A 5712-nucleotide genomic window follows, 5' to 3' on the forward strand; every position below is an offset into this window, starting at 1 on the left:
CCTTCGATGGCGAGGGAAACCTCGCCGCCGGGGTTCCGTCTCCCCCGGCGGCGAGGGGCTTTTCAGTTCAGGGCGTCGAGGTAGGCCCTGTGGTTACGGGAGAATTCGAAGTTGTTGTACTTGTCCCAGTTGATCGACCAGGTCATCAGGCCGCGCAGACCGCGGTAGACGCCCTTCGGCTTGTAGGACCCGCAGTTGGTGCCCTTGGCCAGGCAGTCGAAGGCCTTCTGGACCTCGCCCACCGAGGTGAAGCCGCCGCCCGCGTAGGTCGCGGCGGGCAGGCCGATGGCGACCTGCTCCGGGCGCAGGGCCGGGAAGACGTTGTTGACGTTGCCCGCGATCGGGAAGCCCGCGAGCAGCATGTCGGTCATGGCCACGTGGAAGTCCGCGTTACCCATGGTGTGGTACTGGTTGTCCAGGCCGGTGATCGGCCCGGAGTTGTAGTCCTGGACGTGCAGCAGGGTCAGGTCGTTGCGCAGCGCGTGGATGACGGGCAGGTAGGACCCGGCCCGCTGGTCGGCGGAGCCGTTCGCGCCGGGGCCGTAGAACTGGTAGCCGAGCTGGACGAAGAACGTCTCGGGGGCCATGGTCAGCACGAACTTGGAGCCGTACTTGGCCTTGAGGGTCTTCAGCGCGGAGATCAGGTTGACGACGACCGGGGTGGTCGGGGCCGCGAGGTTGGTGTCGCCCTGGTTGAGGTAGAGCGAGTGCCCCTCGAAGTCGACGTCGAGGCCGTCGAGGCCGTACTTGTCGATGATGGCGCCCACCGACTCGACGAACTTGTCACGCGCGGCCGTCGTGGTGAGCTGGACCTGGCCGTTCTGGCCGCCGATCGAGATCAGCACCTTCTTGCCCTGGGCCTGCTTCGCCTTGATCGCCGCGATGAAGTCGGCGTCGGACTCGACGCTGGGGCACTCGGCGACCGGGCAGCGCACGAAGCGGATGTCACCGGAGGTCACCGAGGTCGGCTCGCCGAAGGACAGGTTGATGAAGTCCCACTCCTTCGGCACGTCGGCCATCCGCACGTAGCCGGAGCCGTTGGCGAAGGAGGCGTGCAGGTAGCCGACCAGGACCCGGCTGCTCGGCGGGTCGCCGGGGCCGACCGTGACCGTGACCGGGGCGGACCTGGGCGACTCGCCCGCCGGGTTGAACGCGCTCACCTGGTAGGCGTACGTGCCGCCGGCGAGGACCTCGCTGAAGGTGGTGGCCGTCGGGGAGGCGACCTTGACGCTGCCGCGGTAGACGTTGTAGCCCGTCGGGGTGCCCGAGGCGGTGTTCCACTTCAGCGTCACGGTGTTGCCGTTGACCGCGGCGGTCAGCCCGGTCGGAGGGGCCGGCGGCGGGGCGTCACCGCCGACCAGGACGGCGACCTGTGCGGACTTGGCCGACTCGCCCACGGCGTTGACGGCGCTCACCTGGTAGCCGTAGGTGCCCGGCGGGAGGGCCTCGACGTAGGTGGTCGTCGTGGCCGAGCCCACCTTGGTGCCGCCCCGGTAGACGTTGTAGCTCGTCGCCCCGGCGGAGGCCGTCCAGTTCAGGGTGGCCGAGTTCGAGCTGCCCGTGCCGGTCAGGCCGGTGGGGGTGGCCGGGACCTGCGGGCCGTCGTTGCCGAGCACCAGCGTGACCGAGTTGGACTTGGCCGACTCGCCCGCGGCGTTGACCGCGGTCACCTGGTAGACGTGGGTGCCGGCCACCGGACCGACGTCGGTGTAGGTGATACCGGAGGTCGAGCCGACCTTGGCTCCGTCGCGGTAGACGTTGTAACTCGTCGCGCCGGCGGAGGCCGTCCAGTTCAGCGTGGCGCTGCTGGGGATGCTCGTCCCGGTGAGATTGGCCGGGGCGGCCGGGGGCTGGCCCTGCCCCGCCTCGCCGTCCAGGACGATGTCGTCGGCCTGGTAGGCGCCCTGGCCGTACCAGCTGTTGACGTAGATCGTCACCGAGGTGGTCGAGGCGCCGGTGGTGAAGGTGCGGGTGAGCTGGGAGTAGGCCGACGGCGACGACGTCCAGGTGCTCTGGTCGGTCGTGCCGGTGCCGGTCACGCCCAGGAAGACGTAGCCGCCGCGCACCCAGCCCGACAGTGAGTAGGACGAGGACGGCTTGACGCTGACCGTCTGCTGGCAGCGCGCGGTGTCGTTGCCGACGGGCGTGGCCTGCAGCGCCTTTGACCCGCCGTGCACCGGCGAGGAGACCGCGGTGGCGCCCGAGGACGCCGTACAGGTCCAGCCGGTCAGGCCGTCCTCGAATCCGGGGTTGGTCGCGATGTTGGCGGCGTGGGCGGGCGTCGCGGCGAGCATCGTGCCGCCGAGCGCCAGTACGGCCACCGCCGCGAGCTTTCTGAGGTTCATCCGCTGAATCCCTTGAAGATGTTCGTGAACTCCCACGGCGACTGTGAGATGCCGCTGCAGGTGGGCGAGACCTGGCCGTTGGGGCAGCCGCCGTTGTCGCGGCCCGCGGACCAGAAGCCGATGTAGGCCACGTGGTTGGTGTTGGCCCAGCTCAGCAGCGAACGGGCGTCCGCCTGGGTGGTGGTCGATCCGGTGTCGTTCTTGCCGATCATCGGGGTGAGCCCGAGCATCTTCCTGAGCTGGGCGTCGGTCTTCGAGGGCCAGACGCCCTTCATCTGGTTGAGGGTCGCCTGGGCGGCGCTGATCAGCGCGGCGCCCCAGTTTCCGCTGTAGCCGAAGTCCATCAGCATCGGGTTGACGATGATGTTGAGGCCCTTGGCCGCCGCGTCCTGCAGAATCGACACGGAGAACGGGTCGAGGCCGTAGTCCTGGCCCTGGATCCGCAGGGTGTAGCTGATCACGGTGCCGCGCTCGGTCTGGAGCTGCTTCAGCGCGGTGTTGACCTTGTTGACGTCGATCGAGGCCTCGACGTCGACGTCGAGGTGGTTGGTGCCGACGGTGTCGAGCACCTTCTTGTAGGCGGCGAGCAGCGTGGCGGAGGTGCCACAGTTGTGCTCGAGGTACGGCCCCTGGGCGCCGCCGGTGGCCACGATCACCTGGCCGCCCTGCGCCTGGAGCGCCTTGACGTCGTTGATGATGCGCGGCTCGTCGATCGGGATGGTCGCGCCCCACGCGGGGTTGCAGCCGGTGCTGTCGCCGAGGGCGAAGGCGAGGGTGTAGTTCTTCACACCTGTCGCGTTGGCGGCACTGACCAGGGAGGGCGTCGCCATCGTGATGTCGACGTACGGCGCGTAGCGGATCTCGCCGGTCGGCGGCTGGCCGACGTCGCTGGTCTTGCCGCTGACCGAGGAGGTGTAGGCGGAGCAGTTGTTCGACCCGTCACACGCCCGGACCCGGAAGCCGTAGGTGGTGTTGGCGCTCAGGCCGGTCGCGGTGTAGCTCAGGTTCGCGCCCGCGCTGACCGGCGTCGCGTTGTCCCGCGACACCTCGTAGCGGTTCACCGTGCCCGAGTCGTCGGTCGAGGCCGACCACGCCAGGTTCAGCGAGCTGGTCGTGGGGCCGCTCACGGTCAGGCCGGTCGGCACGGTCGGCGGGGTGGTGTCGGTGCCGCCGCCGCTGGTCGTGCCGTTCACCACGGAGGTGTAGGCGGAGCAGTTGTTCGACCCGTCACACGCCCGGACCCGGAAGCCGTAGGTGGTGTTGGCGCTCAGGCCGGTCGCGGTGTAGCTCAGGTTCGCGCCGACGCTGACCGGCGTCGCGTTGTCCCGCGAGATCTCGTAGCGGTCGATCCTGCCGGAGTTGTCGGTCGAGGCCGACCAGGTCAGGCTCAGCGTGCTGCCGGTCGCGCCGCCGACGGCCAGATTGGCGGGAACGGTCGGCGGGACGGTGTCCGGGGGCGGGGTGTCGTCACCGGGCGGGCCGTCCAGGACGATGTCGTCGGCCTGGTAGGCGCCCTGGCCGTACCAGCCGTTGACGTAGATCGTCACGGACTTGGTCGACGCGCCGGTGGTGAAGGTCCGGGTCAGCTGGGAGTAGGCCGACGGCGAGGAGGACCAGGTGCTCTGGTCGGTCGTGCCGGTGCCGCTCACACCCAGGAAGACGTAGCCGCCGCGTACCCAGCCCGACAGTGAGTACGACGAGGACGGCTTGACGCTGACCGTCTGCTGACAGCGCGCGGTATCCGCCCCCTGGGGCGTGGCCTGCAGCGCCTTCGACCCGCCGTGCACCGGTGAGGAGACCGCCGTCGCACCCGAGCCTGCCGTACAGGTCCAGCCGGTCAGGTCATTCTCGAATCCGGGGTTGGTCGCGATGTTGGCGGCGTGGGCGGGCGTCGCGGCGAGCATCGTGCCGCCCAGCGCCAGTACGGCCGCCGCCGCGAGCTTCCTGAGGTTCATCCGGTGTACCCCACAAAGATCTTGGCGAACTCGTAGGGCGTCTGGGCGATGTTGGTGCACTTGTAGAGCGGGCCGTTGCAGGCGTTGCGGTCGCGCGTCGCCTCCCAGAACGAGAGCATTCCGAGGTGCTTGGACTTGGCGAAGGCGACGAGCTGGCGCGCGTCGTTCTGGTCGAAGGTCCGCCCGTCGTCGTTCTTGCCGAGCATCGGCGTGACGGCGAGCATCTTCCAGAGCTGGGCGTCGCTCTTGGCCGGGTAGAGGGTCTTGAGCTGCGCGAAGGTGCCGTTGGCCGCCTGGACCGCCGCGTCGCCGTAGTCGACGTCACGGTAGTAGTCCATCGCCATGACGTTGACGAGGTCGAGGTTGACCCCGGCGTCCCTGGCCGCCTTGACCACGTTGATCCCCGTCTCCACGAGGCCTTCCGGCAGCACCGGCAGGGTCAGCGAGATCTTGAGGTTCGGGTAGGTCTGCTGGAGCCTGGCCAGCGCCTGCGACCTGCGGTTGATGGAGGCGGTGTCGGCCGCCGCCGTGCCCTCGATGTCCAGGTCGATGTACTTCAGGCCGTAGGTGTCGACGACGGCCTTGTACTCGTTGTAGAGGGCGGTGACGTCGGTGCAGGCCTGGGCGAGCTCGACACCGCTGGCGCCGCCGAAGGAGATCTTCACGTCTCCGCCCGCCGCCCTGACGGCGTCGATCTGGTCCTTCGCCCACCCGGAGCGCGGGTCGTAGGCGCCGAACCAGGTGGCCTTGCAGGTCCCGGCCCCGACGAAGGCGAGCGTGTAGTTCTTCACCCCCGAGGCCGTCACCATGTCGGACAGGATCGGGGTCGGCCAGGCGCCCATGTCCACGTAGGGGGCCATCCACAGCGTGCCGCCGGGCTGTACCGTCGGGGTCACGGTCGGGCTCGGGCTTGCGGTCGGGCTGACCGTCGGGCTCGGGCTCGTGGTCGGGGTGACGGTCGGCGACGGCGAGGGATCGGGTCCGCCGGTGCAGGGCTTGCCGTTGAGCGTGCAGCCGGTCGGCGCGCCGGTACCGGTGCCGACCCAGCCGAAGGTGGCGCTCGCACCCGGCGCGAGCGTGCCGTTGTAGTCACGGTTCTTGAAGGTGTACCTGCTCCCGGACTGCGTCATGAGCGCGTCCCAGTAGGAGCCGACCGTGGTGCCAGAAGGCAGGTCGAAAACCACCGTCCAGCCGTTGAGCGTGGTGGTGCCGGTGTTCTTCACGGTGATCTGGCCGGTGTAGCCGCCGGACCACTCTGAAGCCTTGACGAAGGTTGCGGTGTCGGCCTGGGCCGGAGCGGTCGCCAGCAGCGTCGCCCCGCAGGCGAGCGCGGCGGCGACGGCGAGCGTCGTCAGCCGCACCCGTGCTGATCGTTGGTTCATGACCTGCCTCATGAGGCTCTCTAGGTGGGG

General features: G+C 69.3%; 3 protein-coding genes. All 3 read right to left on the reverse strand.

Annotated elements, in window-relative coordinates; genetic code table 11:
* Window positions 1-62: 62 nt before the first annotated feature.
* Window positions 63-2345, reverse strand: a complete 2283-nt coding sequence (locus AB0395_RS47490) for a glycosyl hydrolase family 18 protein (RefSeq protein ID WP_366294780.1) — start codon at window positions 2343-2345, stop codon at window positions 63-65.
* Entirely contained in the window at window positions 2342-4300 is a 1959-nt protein-coding gene (locus AB0395_RS47495; protein ID WP_366294782.1) for a fibronectin type III domain-containing protein, read from the reverse strand. The genes AB0395_RS47490 and AB0395_RS47495 overlap by 4 nt, the downstream gene beginning before the upstream one ends.
* A partial coding sequence (locus AB0395_RS47500) for a cellulose binding domain-containing protein (RefSeq protein ID WP_366294785.1) occupies window positions 4297-5712 on the reverse strand: 1416 nt, incomplete at its 5' end. The genes AB0395_RS47500 and AB0395_RS47495, both read right to left, overlap by 4 nt.

It is taken from the genome of Streptosporangium sp. NPDC051023, assembly GCF_040689595.1.
In the GTDB taxonomy this organism is placed as follows: domain Bacteria; phylum Actinomycetota; class Actinomycetes; order Streptosporangiales; family Streptosporangiaceae; genus Streptosporangium.

Coding starts and splice junctions, on each gene's coding strand:
- AB0395_RS47495 (WP_366294782.1), bottom strand. CDS start 4,300: ATGAACCTCAGGAAGCTCGCGGCGGCGGCCGTACTGGCGCTGGGCGGC.
- AB0395_RS47490 (WP_366294780.1), bottom strand. CDS start 2,345: ATGAACCTCAGAAAGCTCGCGGCGGTGGCCGTACTGGCGCTCGGCGGC.